Genomic DNA, 23,030 nt, shown 5'->3' with positions numbered 1-23,030 from the left:
GAGATGTTAGTCGTAGGGCATTAGTATTAAGAAGCACAATAAAAAAAGAGAGGCCATGAGCCTCTCTTTTAGTTGTATTTGGTTGATTGATTTACTTATTTATGATTATCCGCAATGATGCCAGTAGCGATAGTTTCTTTGCTTTACAGGACGGAAGACCGATGACCGAAGTGGCCTAAATACCAACTTTTACCATATTAGAAGTCGCTTTTAGGCCTTTACTGGTGCGATTGCGGATTTACATATACTTATTTTTTGTTTCCGTATGACTTATCATGAAAGTTGTATCTCGCATCATCGCTAGCCTTTACAAGTTTGCTTTTGGTGTCGATCACCATCACCGGAGGTGCAGAGTCCGTACCCTTCATTGGGCTCCATTCTGCCTGCCCATCTCCATTAGGGTTTCCTGTTTTGATGAAGTTGGCAAAGTAATTCATGAAGGTTTTAGATACAGTATAGTCATCAGCTGTCCATGCAAAGACATCTACCAGGGGAAGATTTCCCATAGCATATTCAATTTCACAGGCATGTGGAGCGCCAATAGCCTCAGGTGCTTTAGGTCCACCTTCTATAGTGCCACCAGCTAGACCAGCAGTCAAATTTGCATCTCTCAATGGAGGACGAAGCTTGCTGTATAAATACCTGTAAACTGGCTGATCAGAGTTTTTAGCGTGCAGATCCAACCACTTCCAAGTAGAATAGGCGATGAATCTATCGGCCGCCAAGTCGGTGGCTGACCTCTCCACTTCTTTTGCATCAGCATGAGGATGCAGGCTCAAAACTTCCTCATAATCTTTAGGATAGGTTTCTTTTACTTTTGCGATGAAGGCATCCACAGTGTAGGGTTGACCCTGCATAAAAGCCGAACCTGGGATCTCTGCCGAATTCCAACCGGCAAGGAGTGGAACCATTGCCTGTTCCTTAGCTTCGAAGATCTCAGGAAGAGTTTTTGGAAGGAAATAGCCATCTAGAACAACAGGAAATCCAAAGCGCTTGGACTCATTGTAGATGTCATAGACGTCTTTGGTCGAAAGTGCTCTCAGTTCCTGAATACTATTAAATCCAGCTTTTGCTGCGAAGTCAGCTCCAATCTTTTCTGCTTCTGCTAGGGGAGTTGGAGCCAAAGTTGGGTTAATGCCAGCTCCGCTTTCACCTATTGCCCCGGCGATTAGATCCTTGGCTAGGGGAGATGCCATTTGATAACTCACAGAGATCGAACCTGCAGATTCACCCGCAATAGTAACTTTCTTAGGATCTCCACCGAACGCCGATATGTTTTCCTTCACCCATTGTAAAGATGCCAGCTGATCCATCAAACCATAATTTCCGGATGCTTTGTAAGGAGCTTCAGCACTTAAGCCTGGATGAGCTAGGAATCCAAATACGGCTAATCTATAATTGACAGTGACTACCACAATTCCTTTTTGAGCCATGGCCTCACCATTGTAGCGTGGTTCTGATCCATCACCTGCTACAAATCCACCTCCGTAGAAATAGACTAAGACAGGTAAGTCTTTAGTATTCCGATCGGCAGGTGTCCATACGTTGAGGTAAAGACAATCTTCACTGATGCCGTCTGACTTGAAATCCATATCTCCAAAAACAGGAGCTTGAACAGCTCTAGGTGCGAATTTATTGGTTTCTTTTACTCCAGTCCAATTGTCCAATGGCTGTGGTGCTTTCCAGCGAAGCTCGCCTACTGGTGGCTTTGCAAATGGAATTCCAAAATACTTTTGTATGCTAGTTTTGGTATCATATGATCCGGCGATTATTCCATTTTTGACTTTAGTTTGCACTTCAAATGAGTTTTTGTTTTGGGCAACCAGGGAGGTAGAGATTCCAAAAAGAAGAACCATAGAAAAAAAACTGACTAGTTTTGAGATAGGTTTCATGAGCAGGAATTATTGTTTCTTTGTGAAACAATAGTAATTGCTTATTTTTATAAATCCTATTACTTATACCAGTATTTCATAGTTTTGCGCATGCCCCTATTACAAGAAGAATATCTCCAGAACATATCTTATGACTCGGTTATTTTTGGATTTTCTGGAGAAAAGCTCAAAATTTTGGTTCTGGAATATCATAACATGAAGACTTTCGCACTGCCAGGAGGTTTTGTGAAAGTGAATGAACCATTGGATGAAGCGGTGAAGCGGGGGCTTTCAGAGCGCACTGGTTTGGATGAAATCTACTTAGAGCAGTTTCACACCTTTGGCTCCATGGATAGATTTAGTCCTGCTGTCATGCGTAAGATGCTCCTGGAGCAAGGGTATGATTATGAAGATCATTGGTTTTTCGGCCGATTTATCACAGTGGGCTACTATGCCTTGATCAATTATGAAAATGTGGTACCCAAACCAGATGAACTATCTGATTCTATAAAATGGTATGATTATGATCAGTTGCCCAAATTGATGATGGATCATGCTGAAATAGTGGAAAAAGCACTTGATCACCTTCGTTCAAATTTGGATCATAAGCTATTGAGCTTCAATCTGCTGCCTGAGCGATTCACGATGAAAGAACTGCAGCAGGTTTATGAGGCTATCCTTGGTGAAACTCAAAATAGGGCTAATTTCCAACGTAAAATGCTTAGCCTTAATATTTTGGAAAGACACGAGAAGCTCTTTCTAGGCGGCTCACACAAAGCGCCCTTTCTGTACAGCTTTAAGAAATAGGACAAAAAGTATACTCTTCCAATTTCTGTTTAGCAGCAATTCCTACTCAGTACTATACTTCTGGTTTTTTAAGTTCCTTAGCCGATTTTGATCTTGTATTTACCCAATAATCCTGGCAGTCCATCTAAATCAAATTTGGCTGCTTTGATTCTGTTAAGTTCTGGATCTATTTGATAATTGGAAGCATTTCTGAAATCAGCGCTGAGTAGCTCTGTCCTGTCAAATGTAGCTCCGCTAAGATCTGAATTCTGAAAATCTGCTCCTGATAAATCTGCCTGTGAGAAATCTACTTCAGTCATTTTGCAGGAGATGAACTTTGTCTTTTTCATCTTCAGACTGTAAAAACTGCAGTAATCCATTTGACAACTTTTGAAGCTGAATTCCAGCAGAAAAGGATTTGCAGCATGAAAATGTATACCTAGCATTTTACAATCCTCGAAGGTCACTTGCCGTAAAGGTACAGCAGTCACTTTGAGGTTACTCATGTCGCAAGCTTTGAAAGTACAGTTTTCAAAACTGGCTCCCCGAAGATTAAGATCAGAGAATTTACACTGTTCGAATCTGCAGTTCTCATATTCAATCAGTTGAAATTCTTCGACAGTAAAATCACTGTTTTTATAATACTGATCTGCTTGGTAAGCCATGAGTGTGGGGGATCGAGACGAGAGTGTGTCTAGGTGGCAATTTTAGTGAAAATTTCGCAAATGGCTAGTATTATCGGGCTGCCGTGCTGCCTATATTCCTATTGGGTAAGCTAGGAGACTATAATAAAATAGGTTGATGTCGAAGTTAAAGGTCTGATGGTTTCTGAATTGAGGCCTATATAGTTCTCCAATAAGTATGGACATCAGGTCTTCTTATTTTTTGTGCAGTGGAAGAGAGCTACTTTCGAGGCTGGGCAACACGAGCAGTTGGGACTGCTTAATGAATTTTGAATGCTGGGATTATACAACTACTTTCAAATTCGAACCAACTAGAATCTTTAATTCATGCGAATTGTAATTTTTACGCAGAGTATATGGAGCATTCCTTCCATTCAGCAATTAGCCTTAAATAAGCAAATTTCAGGTATTGTACTACCGCAGAAAGATTTCCAAAATCAGGAAATGCTAATGGAAGTTGCTATCAACTTCGGTCTTGAGATTTTCAGATGGGATGGCCAAGACCAAGTGGAGATAGGAGCGTGGATTGCCACATTAAATGTAGACAGAGGTGTGAGTTTTGGATTTTCATATAAAATCCCAAAAGCCATTTTCGAAAGTTTCGAATGGGGAGTTCTAAATGTTCATTATGGGAAATTGCCGAAGTATGCTGGAGCTGCGCCACTTTTTTGGACCTTAAAAAACGGAGAAAAATCTGCAGTTATTTCCTTTCATAAAATTGATGAAAATTGGGATGCTGGAATATTAGTTTCAGAATCCATAGTTCCGATATTTCCTGGAGAACCTTATGGTTTTTTAGCTTCCCGATTGTCGGTATTGGCAGGAAAGGAACTTCTAAAAGCCTTGGATAAACTTCCTCTTTCGGAAGGCGAGTTGCTTACTCCCAATGAGTATCCTTTCCCTAGACCAAAAGAAGAGGATTTGACGATTGACTGGAAAACTCAGAGTGCCGATGAAGTAGAGTTTTTGGTAAATGCTGCCAATCCAAATTATGGTGGAGCTATCACTACGTTCAGAGGAAGCCAAATTCGGATACTAGAAGTTAGTCCAGCGGAAGTGAATATAGAAGGGGTTTTCTCGGCAGGCACTATCGTTTATGCTGACGCGACGTATGGCGTTTTTGTGCTGTGCGCTGATTACAAATATTTGAGAATAAATATTTTCCAAATGGATGGGACAATCATTACAGGGCCTAAGTTGGCTGCGCTAGGTGTAAGGTCTTATGAGCAAATGATTTAGGACTTGATTCCATTTTTATCTGAGAATTGAGAATGGTTTAACCCGTTCGACTAAATATCTCTCAATATATTTATAATTAGAGTTTTAGAAATAATTCTTGTAATTTTTCGTTTCATTCTAATTTTGATTTTTCTAATATGACTTTTGATAGAAGAGAATTTCTGAAGAAAATGTCAATATCAATCGGGGCTGCTTCCCTTCCCGGAATTGGTTTTGCATCAGCATTTTCTCAAAATAATTTTGCTCCGCAACAGATTTTGCAAATAGGTGGCAACTCATTAGTAGGTGCTAATACGGGGTATTCTCTAAGTAGTGCTCGTACTTACGATAGAATGGTGGTTACTACTTTGACTCCTTCAGATATTGCAAATCAACATGTAGCTCAGCTGAATAAAATCGGTATCAATGCGATGCTTTTTGGAGGTGGTTGGGCACATAAACTAGCTAGTACGGACTCAGATAGTGCTCTTATGGAGAGCTTGCCTTTTGTTAACTCAAATTTTGCTTCAGATAAAATGCCAGAATCAGTTTCAAATCACTTGATTTTCCCAAGTTCCAATAGAAAAATTGGGGTTATGGGCATAGGATTTGGCGAACAAGGTCAGCGTATTTCAGGAACTATAGAGAAGATGAATCAAGTTGCATCTCGTCTCAAGAATGACTTAGGTTGTGATGAGGTTTACTGTTTGGCCGATGATCCTAATCCATATTTTCAGTTCTATACGCTCAAGGATCTGGCTTCAGCTAGCCTTAATATTAATAAGTTTTTTGGATCTGATTCGCTAAAACAGCAAAGCGAATTGCACGTGATGCAGAACAAGGACAAGCGTCAGGTTTTGGTGGCAATTACTAATCCGAAGGCGGAAAAACAATCTGTGGTTTCTCTCCAAAAGGGAAGATTTTCAGACTTTCAATTAATCTAAAGCATTAGGTCGATTTATCATATACGTGTTTATACGTATGGAAATTGATTAAATATTATTGCATTTTTGCCTAAGTTGTTAAGCGATTAAGACTCATTTTTCAATTTTCTAAGCATACTAGTTGCAAATACCTGGATTTCACACTGATAATAACTACTTCAGGTAAGGTTGTTTTTTGAGTTGAATAGCATTTAAACAATATTATTTATAATTTATTTTCACTTAAACTTTTAATACCATGGATCCATTTCTAGGACAAATCACGCTTGTTGGTTTTAGCTTTGCACCAAGAGGTTGGGCGTTTTGTGCGGGCCAACTTTTACCAATTGCTCAAAATTCAGCTCTTTTTTCACTACTAGGTACCATTTATGGTGGTGACGGTAGAACCACATTTGCATTACCTGACCTTAGAGGTAGATGTGCAATTGGAATGGGGAATGGGCCGGGTCTTACTGACAGAAGACAGGGTGCTACTTTAGGTCAGGAAACAGTGACACTAACACAAAATGAAATGCCATCGCATACCCACGGACTTCTTGGCAATAGTACTCCTGGTACATCCAATGATCCAGCAGGTAAAGTGCACTCTAAAAGTACTGTTACATTAGAAAGAGGAGCAGATCCGATTCCTGCAAATGGATTTATTGATGCTGCAGCTAACGCACCAATGCATGCTTCAAGTATAGCTGTAGCTGGTGGGGGTCTACCACATAATAATATGCAACCTTCACTACCAATGAATTATATCATTGCATTAGTAGGGAGTTTTCCTTCTAGAAATTAATTCACTTTTCACTAAAAACAGATATTATGAATCCTTTTGTTGGACAAATAGAACTTTTTGGGGGAAACTTTGCACCTAGAGGTTGGGCTTTCTGTTACGGTCAGCTGTTGGCGGTTTCTGAACATGATGCGCTTTTTTCCCTACTGGGTACCATATATGGTGGGGATGGTAGTACCACATTTGCTTTACCTGACCTTAGAGGTCGATGTGTTATTGGAGCGGGTCATGGACCAGGTCTAAGCGATAGAAGACAGGGGGTAAGGTTAGGAGGAGAATTGGAAACAATGATCCCAAATCATCTGCCATCTCATACTCACGTACTCTTAGGTAATAGTGCAGATGGTACAACCAACGACCCAGCTGCTAAATCTATAGCAAAAAGCAGTATTACAAGAGAAAGGGGAGCCGATTCTATTCCGGCTAACGGTTTTATTGATGCTGCGGCTACCGCACCCATGCATGCTTCAAACATAGGAGCATCAGGTGGTGACAGGTCACACAATAATATGCAGCCAAGTTTAGCAGTGAATTATATTATAGCCTTGTTTGGAATTTACCCTTCCCCACATTAAAGCTAATAAAGCTGACTTCGAGGGGAGTCAGCTGTTTTTGATTAATTAAATTATCCCGATGATACGTACTGTTACCAAATCTATTTTTCTAATTATGCTGTTGTCCTTCAGCGGATTAGATGCATTCGCTCAGACAACGCTTAATTTTAATACCTACACCACCAATCAAGGTCTTGCCTCTCCTCATGTGGAAGGGGAGCTGGAATTTGATGTGATAAAAGGCTCTACTGCGATCTGTGTCGTTTGCATGGGTATTGATACTGATGAGGGTAAGGACGGTGGTCCTGGATTGGATGATGCCAATTTTGAGATCGAAGGAATTAAGGGCTGGAAAATTTCAAGAGCGGATAATTCCTCCTTCCGATTTTTAAGTATTTGGGTGCAGCATCGAGGAGCGGGTACTTCTACGGCGGGGACCATCAAAGCTTTCTCAGGTGGCTCGCAAGTGGGTTCAACAGTAAATATTGATTTCAATAGTAATTCAGCAGGACTGAAGTCATTTTCTTCTAATCCTGATTTTTATGAGGTGGACGAGGTAGTTATAGAAGGTACAGATTTGTACTTAATCTTGGATGAGGTTACTTACGGTGCTCCTTTTATAGTTGGAAATACAGACCCTACCGAGGTAACAGGAATCTATCTAGTCGGTTCTCCTATTAGCACCGCTGCTTCTGTTCAATATAAAGTCGACTTTTCAAAAATTGCCAAAAATGTAAGTGCTGATGATTTTGTGCTAACCATAACAGGGACTGCCATTGGAACGATTGGGGCGGTTACAGGAAGTAATGCAACTTATACTGTACCTATAACTGGGATTTCTGGAGAAGGGACCATTCGTCTAGATCTAAAATCTGGTACGAATATCGCCAGTGCCACTGACGTTACCGGAACCTCAGCCTATAATTCAGGTCAGGTTCATAATATAAGCCCCTGCCTAGTGGAGGGATTTGAGGATGAAACTGCCGGAAGCACTACTTTTTCTCATGGAGGCTATAGTTTCTCCATTACCTCCGCAGCAAACATGGAGGTTCACACACAAACTCCGAAAATTGGTATATATGGGTCTAGTTATGTGTTGACCAACACCGACGCGGGTACCTACATTATTTCTTCAACTACCTCTGACATCAACTTAAAGAAATTTGCAGTATTTCTTTCCTCTCATGCAGATGGCAGTGTACCTACCAGTGATGGAAGCATTACAGTAGTAGGGAAAAGGGATGGAAACACGGTTTATACTGTTTCAAAAGCTACGGGCTTCCCGACCGATTTCTTAGCCAACAGTGGTTATTATATTTTTGATTTAAGGACCGAGGGAGGAACGGATAATTCCGCTAAAGCTGTAGATCAAATCGAAATTTCATTAGGAGGTGCTTTCCAATATATCAACATCGATAACTTCGAATTCTGTGCAGATGATGTAGCTCCAAGTGGTTACAGCGTTTCTATTGATCAAGATCCAATCACACCGGATAACGATGATGCGGTAAGCTTTACTTTTGCCGGTTCTGAAATTGGAACAACTTACGATTACACTTTTTCAAGTGCTGGAGGCGGAACAAACGTAACGGGTACAGGTACGATTGTTACGGCTACGGATCAGATTACAGGAATTGATTTAAGTGGTTTAGGATTGGGTACCATCACCCTTTCTGTTACACTTACAGATGCATCCAGCAATGAGGGTGATGCATCAGAAGACACGGCATTGAAGCGAGTATTCACTGCCCCAGTGGCTACGGCTCCTACAGCACCAGTGGTGACCGAGGATGCTACCAATGTGGCACTGGACAATGATATTCAAGTGGTGGATGTTGATGGAGATGATCAGACAGTTACGTTTACGATCACTGGAGGAACAGTAACTCTTGGTACTACAGGTATTACATTTGGAGGATCAGGAAATGGCTCAGCAAGCTTCACAGCAGCTGGAACCTTAGCTGCTATCAATACAGCGCTGGATGCTGCCACTTTTACACCTACCTCAAATTTATTTGGAACAAATGCAGGAACTATAGCCTTTGTTTCCAACGATGGAACAGCTGACTCAAATAACGCGTCAGTAACTTTCAATATTGCTGGAGAAAATGATGCACCAGTGGTTGACCAAAATAGTGTGTCAAGCGCTAATTGGACAGAAGGCGCTAGCCCTACTATTGTAAATTCTTCAATTTTGGTGAGTGATGTGGAGGGTGATAATATTACCTCAGCAACTATAAGTATTGTTGATTTTGTCACCGGTGATATATTAGGAATTACCACTCCATCACCTTATACCTCAAGTTATAATTCTGGGACTGGGATACTTACATTATCCGGAACCGGAACGGCTGCTCAAATGCAAGCTGCTTTGAGAACTGTGGTATTTAGCAATTCTACGGATGATCCTAGTCAAGGTAATAGTAAAAATACTCGTGCAATAAGCTTCTATGTGACAGATGCTAACTCTGCCACTTCCAGTGCAGTAGGTAATATTGGAATAGCTATTAGTTCTGTAAATGACAATCCAACTATTTCTGGTCTTCCAACAGATATCAGTGTAGTAGAAAATACGGCAAGTAACGTTGATCTTTCTGCTGCTACTTTTGGAGATCCCGATGCGAATTCGAATGATATTACGCTAAAATTAGGTGTTACAACAGGTACTTTGACTGCCTCAGATGCGGGTGGAGTAACTGTAGCAGGATCAGGTACAGTGACATTAATTCTTACCGGAACTGCTTCTGAAATTGATGCTTATTTGAATACAGCATCCAATATTAAATACACTGGGCCAGTTTCAGTGACAGGAAATGATGCCGCCACATTAACTCTTACCGCCAACGATGGGGGTAATACAGGAACCGGTGGAGGTACTAATGTGAGCTTGGGAACAGTAAATATTGATATCCAAAATGCTCAACCAAGCGTAACGCTATCCCTATCACCTACGAGTAAAGCGGAGAATGTGCTGACCGATAATGTCGTGACAGCCACCTTGTCCAGTGTCTTTACCTCAGAAGTAACCGTGAACCTCGTTTTCACTGGCACAGCTACAAATACTACAGATTATACTAGATCTGGAAGCACTATTGTGATTCCAATTGGTGAACTCACTGGTACTATAGAGATCAATAATGTCGACGATGCTATTTATGAAGGGGATGAAACGGTAATCGTTGATATCTCTTCGGTGAATAACGGTCTAGAAAATGGTACACAACAAGTTACTTATACGATCACTGATAACGATCCCCTTCCAAGCCTCAGCATAAACAATGTCAGTGTAAATGAAGATGCGGGAGTCGCGACCTTTACGGTTACGCTCTCAGCCGCCTCCGAACGCGCCGCTAGTGTCGACTACGTAAGTAGCAACGGTACTGCCAGCGCAGGTAGCGACTACACTGCAGTCTCGGGTACACTCAACTTCGCAGCGGGGGATCTTACCAAAACCATCGTGGTGTCTATTACCGATGATATTATTTTTGAGGATTCTGAAAACTTCAGTATTACCTTAACCAACCCGACCAACGCTGTATTAGGTACAGCAACCGGTACAGGTATCATTGTGAATGATGATCCCACGCCAAAAATTACGGGTATGAGTGTGCAGCATGCTACTGAAGGTGACAATTTAGTTTGCACTGTAACACTAGACCAAGTGTTAGGTACAACTTTCACCTTGACACATAGTATTGGTGGTGGTACGGCCTCACCAGCTGATTATGGAACGCCTATATACAATAATGGAGTTACCGTAGTGGGAACAAATTTGTTGATACCAGCTGGTATTAGCAGCTTTAGTATCACTTTGCCTACCGTAAACGATACGCACAGCGAAGCGACTGAAACTGTACTTTTTAAATTTGGTGCCCTGACAATTGCAGGCAACATTTATGATAATGATGTTGAGCCAGGTCTCTATATCAATACTATCGCGTTCAACGAGAACTCAGGCACAGCGACCTTCACAGTAACCTTGTCTGCAGCCTCAGGCCAGTTGATCAGCGTAAACTACGCCACCAGCGACGGCACTGCCAAAGCTGGCAGCGACTACACCGCGGTGAACGGTACACTAAATTTTGCTATTGGCGATCTTACCAAAACAATCGAGGTGCCGATTACTGATGATAGTATTTTTGAAGGTCCAGAAAACTTCACCATCACCCTAACAGGAGCCACCAACGCCAGCTTACTCACAGCGACTGGCACTGGTACCATTGTAGATAACGATGGCGGCCCGACGGTGAGCAGCATCAGCAGCCCTGACGCAATTGAAGGTGAGGACTTGGTCTACAACATCGCACTCAGCAACGCTTCCACTACCAGTACAAGCTTCGCATTTGTCTTGGGCGGTGGCTCAGCTTCGGCAAGCGATTACGGTACACCTGCTTTCAGCAATGGAGTAACCTTGGTCGCAGGTAACCTTATTCTACCTGCATTGGTAACTAGCTTCATCGTAACCTTGCCTACAGTCGATGATAATGACTTCGAGCCAACCGAAACAGTGCCACTGAAAATAGGTGGCCTTACCGGAACCGGTAATATTTTAAATGATGATGCGGCTACTCTTTCAATTACTGCAAATGCGAGTCAATCCAAAGTTTTCGGAACTACTGACCCGGTTCTTACCTACACAGCTTCAGGGTTTGTGGATGGTGACGATGAAACAATTATAACTGGAGCTCTTTCAAGAGTTGCGGGAGAAGGAGTAGGGACGTATGCTATCAGCAAAGGTGATCTGAGTGCAGGAATAAAATATGATATCAATTTTAATTCAGCCGATTTTGAAATCACCCGAGCCACCATCACAGGTATCACCTTCGATGACGATAGCTTTGTCTTTGACGGAACTACCAAATCCTTGGCGATTACCGGAACGCTTCCAACGGGAACAAGCGTAGCTTATACCAACAACGGCAGAACCGATGTAGGTAGTCAGGAGGTAACTGCTACGATTACGGGAGCGAATTTCAATACGCTAGTATTGAAAGCTGACCTGATGATCACACCAGCAACTACAACAGGTATAACTTTCAATGACGATAGCTTTGTCTATGACGGGGCTGTCAAATCCTTGGCGATTACCGGAACGCTTCCAACGGGAACAAGCGTAGCTTATACAAACAACGGCAGAACCAATGTAGGTACTCAGGAAGTAACTGCTACGATTACAGGAGCGAATTTCAATACGCTAGTGTTGAAAGCTGATCTTACCATTACACCTGCAGGATTGAATATTATAGTTTCTCCAAGTCAATCTAAAGTTTATGGTACCACAGACCCTGTCTTTACTTATTCTGCTAAAGGTTTTGAAGGAGCAGATACTGAAACAATTTTAACTGGAGCACTAGTGAGAATAGCTGGTGAAGGAGTAGGAAGCTACGCGATCAATCAAGGTACATTAGCTGCAAATGCTAATTATACGATTGATTTTGTAGGAGCCAATTTCACTATTGGTAATAAACTATTGACCATTACCGCTGATACTCAGAGTATAGTCTATGGGCAGGCAGACCCTGCATTGACTTATACTGCTTCAGGTTTCGAAAATGGTGATACAGAAGCTATCATCAGCGGAGTTCTTACCCGAGCAGCAGGTCAAAATGTAGGTAACTACGCGATCAACGTTGGATCCTTGGATGCAGGTGCTAATTACAGCATTAGCTTCACGGGCGCTAACTTTGCAATCACGCCTGCTACTTTGAATATCATAACAGACGCAGGTCAGTCTAAAATCTATGGAGCAGCTAATCCTGCTTACAGCTATACTACAAATGGATTCCAGAGTGGTGATACCAATTCCATATTAGCTGGATCTCTTGCTAGAGCAGCAGGTGAGAATGTAGGTAACTACGCGATCAACCTTGGGTCCTTAGATGCAGGTGCTAACTACAGCATTAACTTCACAGGTGCTGACTTTAGTATTACGCCTCGCACACTTACTATCGTAGCCAATTCAAATCAAGCTAAAGTTTACGGTTCTGATGACCCTGTGCTCGCCTTTACGGCCAGTAACTTCGGTAATGGAGATAATGTATTAACTCTGACAGGAGCTTTAAGCAGAGCAGCAGGAGAGAATATCGGAATGTATGCAATTACGCTAGGAAGCTTGAATGCAGGTGGGAACTATACAATCAACTTCACTTCGGCAGACTTTGAAATTGCTTCCAAAGTATTGAACGTGATAGCGGATGCAGGGCAGTCTAAAGTCTTCGGTACTGCAGATCCGGTATTTACTTATCAAGTTTCAGGCTTTGAAAATGGAGATACGAATGCAATTCTAAGCGGACAACTTTCCAGAGCAGCTGGTGAAAACGTAGGTAAGTATGCCATCTCACTTGGTAGCCTACAAGCTGGAGTAAATTATGCAATCAACTTTGTGGGAGCTGACTTCGCGATCACAAAAGCAATGATCACCGGTATCACTTTCGCTGACGCAAGCTTCGTCTATGACGAAACAGCCAAGTCGCTAGCGATAGCAGGAACCCTTCCAGTAGGGACTTCAGTGAACTTTGCGAACAACAGCAGAACGAACGTAGGAACTCAGGAAGTAACGGCAACGATCACAGGATCTAACTACACCACCTTAGTGTTGACAGCGGATCTAACGATCACAAAAGCAATGATCACCAGTATTACTTTCTCTGACGAAAGCTTTGTCTATGACGGTTCAGCCAAATCACTTGCGATCTCAGGAACTCTTCCGGTAGGTACAAGCGTAGCTTACAGTAACAACAGCAGAACTGATGTAGGTGTGCAGGAGGTAAGTGCTACGGTGTCAGGATCAAATTATACCACTCTGGTATTGAATGCTAATCTGATGGTCACTCAGGCAACTATCACTGGAATCAGCTTTGAAGATGAAAGTTTTGTCTACGACGGAACTGCTAAATCTCTTGCGATCACCGGTACTCTTCCAGTAGGAGCTGAGGTAGCATATAGCAACAACAGCAGGACTGAGGAAGGGATTCAAGAAGTGATAGCAACAATCACAGGATCTAACTTCACATCTTCTGAACTTTCTGCAAATCTTGAAATTACTAAGGCAAGCCTAGTGATTACAGCAGATGCAGGACAAAGTAAATTGTACGGTACTGCAGATCCAATCCTGACCTATACAGCTTCGGGCTTTGGAGCAGGAGATGATGTAAGTATACTATCAGGTTTACTTGCTAGAGCAGCAGGTGAGGCAGTAGGAACATATGCGATCAGTATAGGTACACTGGATGCAGGAAATAACTACATGTTTGACTTCACTGGGGCCGACTTTGAGATCATTACCAATGATAGCGATGGAGATGGTGTTCCAGATGATGTGGAAGAAGTGGAAGGAACAGATCCAAAAGATCCAACCGAATTCAAAGATTCTGACGGTGATGGTGTTCCAGACTTTGTAGAAATGCAAGAGGGATCAGATCCAACAGATGCGGGAGATTATTTGGATACAGATGGAGACAATGTTCCAGATTATGTAGAAGTACAGCAAGGAACTGATCCGAACGATTCAGAAGACTTCCTAGATAAAGATGGAGATGGTGTTTCTGATTACGTGCAGTCCAAGTCTATTATGGAGTTTGTAGTCCAGAGCTTGAATGTAGCATGGGGCACAGCTATCACTGACTTGAATGTACCAACCCAAGTGGTGGTTATTACTACAGAAGGAGCCTTTATAAACCTACCTGTGACATGGGATCTGACGGGCTACGACCCAATGAACTCAGCCATAATGAGCTATACAGGTATGGTGGAAATACCAGGAGGTTTATTTAATCCAGCTGACTTACAGCCTATGCTGGACATAACCATTCTGGCTAAACCAGCACCACAGGATGTTACACTGAGCAACTCTGAGTTTATCGGGATACCAGATCAGTTCTTCCAAGAGATTGGAGCCTTTACGGTGATTGATCCTACGGATAACGTTCATATACTGAGCTTGCCAGAAGGGGAAGGCGACAATGCGTTCTTCGAAGTTAATTCAGGCATCTTGTTCTGGAGCAGTGCAGATCAGCAAGCTGGTAGAGTGGATTTCACTATAGTACTAAGCGTAGTAGATAGAGCAGGTAATGAAATCAAAAGAGCATTTGCTATACGCAGGTTGAGAACACCACTAGATCAGTTGGATGTGCCAAATACCTTCACTCCAAATGGAGATGGTACTAACGATGCATGGGGCATACCAGCACTGAGATACTATTCAGGTGTGACTATTCAGGTGTTTGACATGGGTGGAAACAGAATATTCTATACTGATAATCCTGATGAGCAATGGGACGGAACGTTTAAAGGCAAAGAAGTGCCAGTATCGTCATACTTATATGTGATCCAAGTGGGTGAAACCGGCGAGATCAGAAGAGGCATGCTAAACCTTTTGAGACAGTAACAGGACTAGTGACCTTTGGGGCTATGAAGCCTCAAAGGTCTATCTCATCTATTAAATTTATACGAAACAGAATTTCATTTTTCAGTCTTTCAACAATGACATCATGAAAAGAGTAACATACTTAACCATTTTCCTTTTCCTTGGATTAGCACTTTCACAAGTGCAGGCTCAATCTCAGAAATATATATCCCAGTTCAGCCAGTTTCAGAGTTACTTTAACCCAGCCTTGACAGGTTATGAAGGCTCGACAGTTCGAGGCTTTGTACGGAATCAGTGGTCCGGGGTGGATGGAGCTCCAAAAACATATTTCTTTAGTACAGAGCTGGATTTTGGAGAGCTAGCTGGAGAATTGGATCCTGCGCTTAATGGTAAAAATGCAGTGTCTTTGAATTTACTTCACGACACCTATGGCGCATTTCGGGAAACCGAATTGACTGTGGGTTATGCAAGTAGAATCAGACTTTCAGAAACACACAACTTAAGAATGGGTGCTGGTATCAATTACCAGACAATACGTTTGGATGGTAATGCATTGTCGACTGAGGAACAGAGTGATCCTACACTTGGGCAATACATAGGCCAATTCTCCAGCATGAGTGTGGTGGACTTTAATCTAGGTATGGCCTTGACACATGCGAATTACTACATTTCGTATGGCATCCACCGGGTAAATGGAGGTAAAATTTCCAATGGGGATGAGTTCATGAATGGATATCCTGCTAGCTCTATTGTTCAGGCTGGATATAGAAGTGCCGTTAGTGAAAATGTCGCTGTAATATTCAACGCTTTCTATCGCACTCAAAAGAATCTAGATGATAATATCGAGTTCAACCTAAAAGCTGTCTTAATGGATAGGCTATGGTTGGGACTTGGGCACAGGGTTGATTATGCTACCAATGCGCAGGCAGGTATAGTAACCAAACGACTTAGAATAGGTTACCTCTATGAATTTCCTAATGGTGGAAGCTACAACTTCCCAGGAAATACCCACGAGTTTACAGCAGTATTTAACTTGTTCCGAGACAATGTAAGAACAGATTCACAGCCAGTGATTATGTGGTAGGACCAAAAGCCAACTACGGATATAACTGCCCCGCTACACCGAGATGTAGCGGGGCAGTTTCATGAAAAGACTATTCTTGACTTTGGCGCAACTGATCTCTTACACAAAAAGGCTCACTGAGTTTCTATATTAATAGAAATCCAGTGAGCCTTTTTTAAACAATTTTCCAAGGGTTAATCCCTAGCTGGTGTGATCATGATATGTGCTCGATGAGTACCTGGATCCATAATCCAAGGCATGCCTGGTGCACTAGGCTTAAGAGGAAGTCCCGTAGTTTGGGAAGTTGCCCAAGGCAAATACACTACATATCTCAGATAGGTATCAGATACCTCACCGGTAGTCTTATTGTAATTTTCAGCATCTGCTGTTAGTACAAAGAGCGTTGCTCCCTCAGCTGGCATTTTGAGTTTGCCACTTTTCGCTTCAGCCTCTCGGGTGTCAAATATTTCCTGAAATGATTTCCCTTCCTTCTTGAGTTCTCTTCCTCTGATCATAAACGGCTCCAAATCTGCCTGATAACAAGAAACACTAAAGCCTTTTCCATTTGGATCGCTAGCTATACAAATCATGCCATTGGACCCTTTTCTAAGTTCAATTAATTCTCCGCTTTCATTGTATCCCAGTACAGTAGCGTCAGCTTGTTTTTCATCTGGAGCTGCTAAGACAGCAGTTTTAATTTGTACCTCCTTTGATGCAACAGATTTTTCTTGTGCAAAACTTGGAGCTGCCGCCAAGCATATGCAAATAAAAGAGACTAGTGTTTTCATGGTTTTGTGAATTAGTGCTGAGGTAATTTAAGTCTATTCTTTTAGGCTTACAACATGTTAATGAGTCTATTACATCTAAATTTCTTGATCTAATCTCAGTTTCTGAAATGCTTTTCCTTTTACTGAATACTTCCAAAGAGCCTTCATCGATGAAATTCTATACTCCAACGCTCAACGTATTAGGTGCACTTCTACAGTTTACCGATAAGGAGTAATCTTGTATCTATATAAAGTAGCTACTTTATCTATTTATTGGGAAAAGTGAGATTTTGAAGTAATCAAAAATTGAAAGAAAAGACGGCGCCTTGGTCAGAGGGGGTAAGCGGGAGGGATTCTCCTTTGAAAATTACTATGGGAGGATTGGGGTTGTTCAAATCCCACAATTCACCAAACATGGATACGCCTACTGCAACCTGAACACTTGTGTTTTCGATAAGGCTTTGTAGCTTATTGACTTCATATCTTTCCGGTTTTGCACTATTCGATGCATTGTTGGCATGTGTCAAAGTGCCCAAACTATCCAATGATGAGATCTTCTCACTCATTTTTTTGTCTGAGTAACAAAATGCAGGAGACAATAAGATCTCTGCCTCGCTTTTAATTAGATTTTGATAAGATTCAGAATACATATTGTCCGTTCCCAACATTACTGCTGTTTTACCAAAAGGAAGGTCAAAAACCTGCAGGTCTTGGGGGTTCCCCGCTGAAGTGTATCGTGCTTCGGATGTATTAAGAAAGGCCTTCAAAATAGGATTCCCGATCACTAATCCATCAGGACCAAAAATGAAAGATGCATTATAAAGTGGTCCGCCTAGTTCTACGTAAATCTCCCCGTCCACAACTTTAGGGTCAGGTAGCACGATCGATCCTGCCACGATATAAGTATTTGTCTCTTTGGATAGCGCGCTGAACGTGTCATAATAGGCGCTTAGCATGGACTTGGCTTTCATCCGGAAGATCGCTGATAATTGCTTGTCTTCTTCATCAGAGGTTTTGATGTACCCAAGCATATAATCAAAGGAATTACTGTAAACCAGTGTGTTTCTCGCTTCCAAAAAGGTGTTTTTTTGGATGATATTATGCTTTTCTCCAAGTAGAAAAAGCCATGTGCCTATGGACTCAGGGTAAACTATGATTGAGTTTTTCTGAATAAAGGACTTTCTGGTAGCAGCTACTAAATATTGACGGATTTTGTCTTTGAATGTAGTTTCTATAAAGTAATCAGATACATCCATCAGTGGCTGAATACCAATTATGTTTCTAGAAAGGCTGTCGCTAGAATTAACTTCTTCTACTAAGGAAATGTGGTTTATTGGTTCAGGTAGTGGGGTGTTTCTCCCTGAAGAAGACCAAATAAGCCAAATAAAAATAGTTAAGAGGAATAGGGTAATTAACTTTCTTATCATTAGTCGAATTTAGCGATAGCATCCATGATTATTGCTTTTAGTAAGGCAAAGATCTGTTTTATTTGCTGAGATATTTAGTTGAGTTATGCTGACTTTATAATTCTATCTCAAAGCTTTGTCCTTTTTCCAGATCCAAATCCATTTCAGATCCATCATAATAAACCATGACTTTACCGCTTTTTCCAGCATGAATTCGGCATGTTTTGAGTTCGCCATCTGCCCATGTCATGTCGATTGTATAATTTCCTCTGGCCTTTAACCCTTTCACACTTCCACTTGCCCATGCCTTTGGCAAAGCAGGTAGTAGGCGAATCATTCCAGTTTCATGCGATTGGATCAGCATCTCTGCTACACCAGCCGTATAGCCAAAATTACCATCGATTTGAAAAGGTGGATGGCCGTCAAATAGGTTAGTGTAGAGTGACTGAGAAAGTAGCTTTTGTATATGCTCATGGGCCATTTCTCCATCCAATAATCTTGCGGAGAAATTGATTAGCCAAGCACGTGACCAGCCGGTTCCTGCGCCGCCATTTGCCAGCCTGAATTCAAGGGTTTTGCGTACCGCGGCAAATGCCTCTGGAGTTGCGCTGAATGTAATGGCATCTCCTGGGTGGAAAGCATACAGGTGAGACATGTGACGATGGCCCTTCTCACTTTCTTCATAGGGCTGATCCCATTCGAGTATTCTTCCGTCTTCTGCTATCTGCACGCCTGGGCGAAGATTACCTAGTTGAGCAGTTACTTTTCTGCGAAGCGGAGTATCCTTACCAAGAAGCTCAGATGCTTTCAAATAATTACTAAATACGTCTGCGATAATCTGCTGATCCATCGCTGCTCCCATGGTGGAGGCAACTGTTTCTCCTTTCGCATTGATAAATTGATTCTCTGGTGAGGTGGAAGGAGAGGAGACCAAAGTTCCGTCTTTTGGATATTCCACCAACCAGTCAGAATAGAATGCTGATATTGCTTCCAGAGCAGGGTAGGTGCGTTCTTCGAGAAATTTCTTGTCCTGAGTAAATAAATAATATTCCCAATAATGTCTTCCTATCCATCCTCCAGCTCCAATCCAACTCCCCCAATAGGCAGTAGCCGCGCGTAAAAATGCAACTTGCCAAAGGTCTGTGGTATGTGGAACCATGGAACCAGCCATATCAAAATTATCCTTGGCTGCACTTTTTCCATTTTCTATTACTCCATCTATAAAATCAAAAAGTGGCTGGTTTAATCCACTTAAATTGGTGACATCCGCAGGCCAGTAATTCATTTGCAGGTTGATGTTCACATGATAATCCGCATTCCATGGAGCTGCGATATGCTTGTTCCAAAGTCCCTGCAAGTTTGCCGGATTAGTGCCTGGTCTACTGGATGAAATCAATAGGTATCTGCCATAATCAAACAGAAGCTTCTCCAGATGTAAATCTACTTCTCCATTCTTCACGCGACTAATTCGCTCATCAGAAGCAATATTATCCGGTATGTCAGCACCCAGCTGTAAGCTCATACGCTCAAACCAGGAAGCATATTCACTTTGATGTGAATGAAGAATCTGCCCCCAGCTTTTCAACTGTATTTTTTCTAGCTGACGCTCTGCTTCTGCCTCAAAATCCTCATGGTAAAAGGAAGTTTCTGAGACCAACTTAAGAGTGAATTCCTTTGCACCGGATATCACTAATGATGAATCAGAAGTAGAAATGTCTCCAGATTGATTCTGTGCGAATAGTAATGTGCGAAACTTCACACCATTCAAAATCTCAATAGGTTTGGAATCCAACTGTCCACCGCGCTGAGTGACCATGCCCGACATTTCCAGCTGACTGTCGTTTAGTGCTTTGGTTTTTGCTGTTGCAAAGCCATTGTCCAGTGGACGACTCATGGTGATTTGACCGTTGAAGCCTTTTGGGTGAGTAGTCTTAAATCTTATGACCAAGGCATCATCTGGTACAGAAGCTATCACTTCTTGACTGACTTCGTAGCCTTCACTTATGAATTGGGTGAGAACTGTAGCAGTCTCAAGATTTAGGCTTCTTCTGTAGTTTTTGGTCTCGATCCAGTCGAAGTTAAACCATAGGTCACCCATAGTTTGGTGTGATCGGGTGACTCCTTTTCTAGAGAATTTCAATACCAAAAGTGAATCTGATTTCTTGTTTTCTCCAGCTAGTAGATAGGCTCTGATTTGATCCAAATCGGCTCTTTTACCATCTGCCAATCCCCAGTCATCATATCCACCCGGCCAGAGAGAATCCTCATTTAGCTGCAGGTGTTCTTGACCAGGAAGACCCATCACCATTGCTCCTAGCCGGCCATTCCCTACGGGTAAAGCCTCTTCCCACTCCACTGCCGGCTGATTATACCAAAGAATTGAAGAGGATTGGGCAAGAGTGAAATTGTATAGAGCAAGTGTAAGCAGGGTGCTTAGCAGTAACTTTTTCATAGTATTTTGGGTCAAAAATTAAGATTACGACAAATCTTTGAAGTCGCCAACCCAAAATGTTCTTAAATGCCTATTTGACATGAGTAATGGCTGATATTCGAATGTAGGAGTAGTGATAAAAGGGAGAAATGAAAAACTGCCAGCTAAGCCAGTATGGCTTGGTTTAGCTAGTTTTTTCATCATTTTCTATGACACTTGGCACCTTCCATTTGACGGAACCTACAGTTCTACTACTCGCCAGATCAACGGCTTTGGAGGAGCGTCTTTTTTCGTAAATCATCGCGAAAGTCATAATCAAACTCGTTCCGATAATCACAAAAAGTAATATGCCTGGTTCGAAACCTGCTACCTCAGCCTCCTCAGGGATGGCATAAAAAAGTAAAACAGTGATCAAACCTCTAGGTGCTATAAATGCCTGAGGGATAATGTCTTTTCCTTCAAAAATCAGAAGCAGAATGATTCGAATTCCATATATCGATCCAATCAGCATGCTACTAATTAAGGCTACCTGCATATTAAACAGGGAGGTAATGGTAATAGTAAGTCCAAAAATTACAAAGAATAGCGTGCGTACGACAAATGCAGTTTCACCCGTAATCGTGTGCAACTGATGGTAAATTTGATGTGCTTTTTCATAATCCAGCAAGCGCGAAAGACGTCCTTTAAAAAACAACTTCATATTGGCGATGACCAGACCAAAAATCAAAATAATTATCAGTGAGGAAAGGTGCATCTTTTTGCCTAACGCATAGAGTAAAAGCAGCACCGCGATCATAAGGAATAGTTTGACGTTGCTTTTGATATTCTGGAAAATCAAAATAATCGCATAACTCGCGATGAGAGAGATGGTAATAGTAAGTAGGAAATTTCCTCCAAATCCAACCAATCCGGAATCTTCAGCAGGGTTTAACTTTCCAGTCAGAAAGTAAAAAAGCATAATTCCTATAATATCTGAAAAGGTGCTTTCATAGATATGAAACTCCCGTTTTTTACTTTTCAGCCCAATCACACTCGGAATGATGATAGCACTCGACAGAATAGACAGAGGCGTAGCATATAGCCAAGCTGACTGCATGGACATATCCGGAATGAAGTAATAGAGGATACTTGCAGCTGCCCAAGTGGAAAGGCCTAGTCCGATCAACGCGATAGCTAGTGACTTCAGAATGGGAATTAGCTTCTCACGCTTAAGTTCCAGTTCCAGTGCAGCTTCCAGCACGATCATGATCAATCCTACTATGCCCAGAACCTCCAAAAATGGGAAAAAGTCTATTGTCTCAGTAGTAAAATACTGCAGGATGTATTGTAGAATCACTCCCAAAGCTATCAGCATCAATACCGCAGGGATATTGGTTTTTTTCGACAAGCCGTTGAAAAGGAAGGATAAAATAATAATCACCGAAAACTCAATGATCAGATTATATGAGGAGATAATTTCCATTAGGCGTCAAAGTTTTCAGTAGAATAAGTCATGACGTCGTGGTCATGCAAGTAGTTTATAAAATCTTCGTGTCGCGCACCCTTTACAAGAGTGTAATGCATTAGGAAGGTGTTTTTATTTGCTGAGGCTTTCAGATTTGTAGGTTTGCCGAGCGCCAGGATGGGATGATCAAAAATCAAATCCAAGAGACTTTCCTTGCTAAGATCTGACCGTAAGTAGAGCGCACGTTGAAGCACATTAGTCTGATTGGAAATTAACGTAAAGCCAGTTCGGTCAAAAGAATGATACCAAACCCATCGTTCACCCTGGTCGGTACCAAGTACCATTCCTAAACTTCCTATGCGATTGATCCTGCCGTGGATCTTTCCAGCCCTCACAAGTGTGTCTTTTGCAAGCAGAGGACTGGCTCGAATAAAGAGGCCACTGATATAATTTCCCAATTGCTTGTAGCCGAATCCAGCTACCAATAGTATTATCAATCCGTGTGTCACAGGATCTAATGCTACAAAACCGCCAATGACAACCAGCCATGCAATCGGCTTATAGAAAAGCCGAATTTTTTTGACTAAGGCTAAATACCTTTTGTTGATCCTTCTTTTTTTCAAATATCGAGTAAATCCGAAAAAACATAAGGTAAGGAAGAGGTAGATCGCAAAGACGATAAGGATTAAAGCGTAAAGATCATTCCAGTGATTCATT

Annotated in this window: 14 protein-coding genes; 7 read left to right on the top strand and 7 right to left on the bottom strand. The window is 41.9% G+C overall.

Going from position 1 to position 23,030, the window contains the following annotated elements; all coding sequences use genetic code 11:
* Positions 1 to 248: 248 nt before the first annotated feature.
* The gene (locus BM291_RS14780) at positions 249 to 1,892 is read right to left on the bottom strand and encodes a carboxylesterase/lipase family protein (RefSeq protein ID WP_175499714.1); all 1,644 of its coding nucleotides are present in this window, start codon (positions 1,890 to 1,892) and stop codon (positions 249 to 251) included.
* Positions 1,893 to 1,982: 90 nt separating this feature from the next.
* Between BM291_RS14780 and BM291_RS14775 the strand changes: the two genes are divergently transcribed.
* Complete coding sequence (locus tag BM291_RS14775; RefSeq protein ID WP_092898779.1) at positions 1,983 to 2,678, top strand: NUDIX hydrolase; 696 nt, start codon at positions 1,983 to 1,985, stop codon at positions 2,676 to 2,678.
* 77 nt (positions 2,679 to 2,755) lie between these two features.
* On the opposite strand, the gene BM291_RS14770 is transcribed toward BM291_RS14775, so the two are convergent.
* The gene (locus BM291_RS14770) at positions 2,756 to 3,322 is read right to left on the bottom strand and encodes a pentapeptide repeat-containing protein (RefSeq protein WP_092898777.1); all 567 of its coding nucleotides are present in this window, start codon (positions 3,320 to 3,322) and stop codon (positions 2,756 to 2,758) included.
* Positions 3,323 to 3,667: 345 nt separating this feature from the next.
* Here BM291_RS14770 and BM291_RS14765 point away from each other — a divergent pair, with 345 nt between their 5' ends.
* The 6 genes from BM291_RS14765 (at position 3,668) to BM291_RS14740 (ending at position 16,286) form a co-directional block, all read left to right on the top strand.
* Complete coding sequence (locus BM291_RS14765; RefSeq protein WP_092898775.1) at positions 3,668 to 4,579, top strand: methionyl-tRNA formyltransferase; 912 nt, start codon at positions 3,668 to 3,670, stop codon at positions 4,577 to 4,579.
* Between the two features lie 170 nt (positions 4,580 to 4,749).
* On the top strand, positions 4,750 to 5,502 hold the full coding sequence (locus BM291_RS14760) for a hypothetical protein (protein WP_139229104.1): 753 nt from the start codon (positions 4,750 to 4,752) through the stop codon (positions 5,500 to 5,502).
* A 238-nt stretch (positions 5,503 to 5,740) separates the two neighbouring features.
* Positions 5,741 to 6,286, top strand: a complete 546-nt coding sequence (locus BM291_RS14755; RefSeq protein WP_092898771.1) for a phage tail protein — start codon at positions 5,741 to 5,743, stop codon at positions 6,284 to 6,286.
* Between the two features lie 26 nt (positions 6,287 to 6,312).
* A complete protein-coding gene (locus tag BM291_RS14750) occupies positions 6,313 to 6,858 on the top strand; it encodes a phage tail protein (RefSeq protein ID WP_217647324.1) in 546 nt (181 codons plus the stop codon).
* 58 nt (positions 6,859 to 6,916) lie between these two features.
* The gene (locus BM291_RS14745; protein ID WP_092898767.1) at positions 6,917 to 15,223 is read left to right on the top strand and encodes an MBG domain-containing protein; all 8,307 of its coding nucleotides are present in this window, start codon (positions 6,917 to 6,919) and stop codon (positions 15,221 to 15,223) included.
* 103 nt (positions 15,224 to 15,326) lie between these two features.
* Positions 15,327 to 16,286 (top strand): PorP/SprF family type IX secretion system membrane protein, encoded by a 960-nt coding sequence (locus BM291_RS14740; RefSeq protein WP_092898765.1) that lies wholly within the window; start codon positions 15,327 to 15,329, stop codon positions 16,284 to 16,286.
* A 173-nt stretch (positions 16,287 to 16,459) separates the two neighbouring features.
* On the opposite strand, the gene BM291_RS14735 is transcribed toward BM291_RS14740, so the two are convergent.
* The 5 genes from BM291_RS14735 to BM291_RS14715 all read right to left on the bottom strand — a co-directional run bounded on the left by BM291_RS14735 (position 16,460) and on the right by BM291_RS14715 (position 23,029).
* The gene (locus BM291_RS14735) at positions 16,460 to 17,053 is read right to left on the bottom strand and encodes a hypothetical protein (RefSeq protein ID WP_092898763.1); all 594 of its coding nucleotides are present in this window, start codon (positions 17,051 to 17,053) and stop codon (positions 16,460 to 16,462) included.
* A gap of 278 nt (positions 17,054 to 17,331) precedes the next feature.
* Entirely contained in the window at positions 17,332 to 18,459 is a 1,128-nt protein-coding gene (locus BM291_RS14730; RefSeq protein ID WP_092898761.1) for a carbon-nitrogen hydrolase family protein, read from the bottom strand.
* 94 nt (positions 18,460 to 18,553) lie between these two features.
* A complete protein-coding gene (locus BM291_RS14725; RefSeq protein ID WP_092898759.1) occupies positions 18,554 to 20,890 on the bottom strand; it encodes a glycoside hydrolase family 95 protein in 2,337 nt (778 codons plus the stop codon).
* A gap of 163 nt (positions 20,891 to 21,053) precedes the next feature.
* Positions 21,054 to 22,331, bottom strand: coding sequence for a cation:proton antiporter domain-containing protein (locus BM291_RS14720; protein ID WP_092898757.1), 1,278 nt, complete (start codon positions 22,329 to 22,331; stop codon positions 21,054 to 21,056).
* On the bottom strand, positions 22,331 to 23,029 hold the full coding sequence (locus BM291_RS14715; RefSeq protein WP_092898755.1) for a hypothetical protein: 699 nt from the start codon (positions 23,027 to 23,029) through the stop codon (positions 22,331 to 22,333). Before BM291_RS14715 ends, BM291_RS14720 begins: the two co-directional genes overlap by 1 nt.
* Position 23,030 lies beyond the last annotated feature (1 nt).

It is taken from the genome of Algoriphagus aquimarinus (assembly GCF_900112005.1).
Classification (GTDB): Bacteria; Bacteroidota; Bacteroidia; order Cytophagales; family Cyclobacteriaceae; genus Algoriphagus; species Algoriphagus aquimarinus.
This window is presented reverse-complemented; position numbering and strand designations above follow the sequence as displayed.